At 34.9% G+C, this 1,277-nt stretch carries 1 protein-coding gene; it reads left to right on the top strand.

All coding sequences use genetic code 11. The features are described from left to right. Positions 1-451: 451 nt before the first annotated feature. Positions 452-1,135 carry a GNAT family N-acetyltransferase gene (locus BBROOKSOX_RS11155; protein ID WP_139661903.1) on the top strand — a complete coding sequence of 228 codons (684 nt, stop codon included), beginning with the start codon at positions 452-454 and terminating at the stop codon, positions 1,133-1,135. The last annotated feature ends 142 nt before the right edge of the window (positions 1,136-1,277 follow it).

The raw sequence follows: 1,277 nt of genomic DNA, 5'->3' as shown, positions 1-1,277 counted from the left end.
CCATTAAAACATTAATCTCATCACCAACTTGCCCTTTGAGTAGGTTTCTAGAAAGTCTAAAATCCGATTTAAGATGTCCGATAATCGGCTCAATCGCCGCTCGTCTTTTACACAGTTTGCGCTTTTTATCTTGTTGATAACGATTGTCTCGCTTATTGGTAGCGTTTTTTTTGGCTTATATGCATTCCCAAGTTGGTGCCTAGGAACGAGATACACCTTCTACTTTTGTGATAAAAAAAGTTGATGTATTGCGGGGGGCTATCATCCTAATTAGGTACAATTTTAAGGGTTTAAATTTTTATTTTTAAATAAAAATTTAAATTCTTAAAGTGTAAAATTTGCTCTAGGGCATAAATACAAGGCTTGATAATTATCAATTCAAATTGCCAAACTGGAGCAATGTGGCGAAACTAGGCGCTTAATCGTATTAGAACCTTTTGGAGGTATGTAAATGAAATTTAAAGATACTTTTTCTATTTTTTTAAAAACCTTGCTAGTAATAGGTATATTTTACAGTGGCTTGACTTATGCCTCTTATTTGTTTATTAACCTTCAAGATTATCAATATACAGCCGATGATTACCCCCCTTACTTCTTTGAAAGAACGCCCAATACAAATAACTTCATTAAAGTAACTGACACACAAAATACTTTTCAATTTAGAACTTACAAGTTAGAATCAAAAATTGATATGATGACATATAAAGCAAAAGTAAAACCTACTTTACTTAAATGGGGAGAGGAAATACACCCATATGATACTCAGCCTCATGAGGCTTCAAGTCTATCAAAGACTATAGAGCAAACTATTGAGGAAGACCTTTTTGATGGTTCGCTTGAAAACGAAATTCATGTTGCTACTTACGAAGGCAATATAGAAGCCGTATCTTATGCTAAAAGTGCAGATATTTCCGCACCTGAAATTAAAACACTTATAGCAAACCCTGAGGGGTTAGCGGTAAATCAAACGACGACTGTTAAAGGAGGGGGGTCGGCACTCTTAGACTATACACTTCAAAGATATAAAGCACAGGGCATAGAGAAAGTACAACTTCTTTCCACACAAGACAAATATTATCTCAATCGAGGTTGGAAAGTCAAGTCTAATACAGATGAAGCGTGTACAATAATGTGATTTTATTTTTAAAATAGACCTTTGCATAAATAGGGATGATTAGCAAAATCCAATTTTTGCCCAATTGGTGATTTCTTTAAACCTTGTCCTAGCAGGGCTAAGGCTGGGTTTAAAAAATCGCCAAGTGGGTGAAAAGTGGGTT

The sequence above is a fragment of the bacterium endosymbiont of Bathymodiolus sp. 5 South genome, assembly GCF_900128535.1.
GTDB lineage: Bacteria > Pseudomonadota > Gammaproteobacteria > PS1 > Pseudothioglobaceae > Thiodubiliella.
This window is presented reverse-complemented; position numbering and strand designations above follow the sequence as displayed.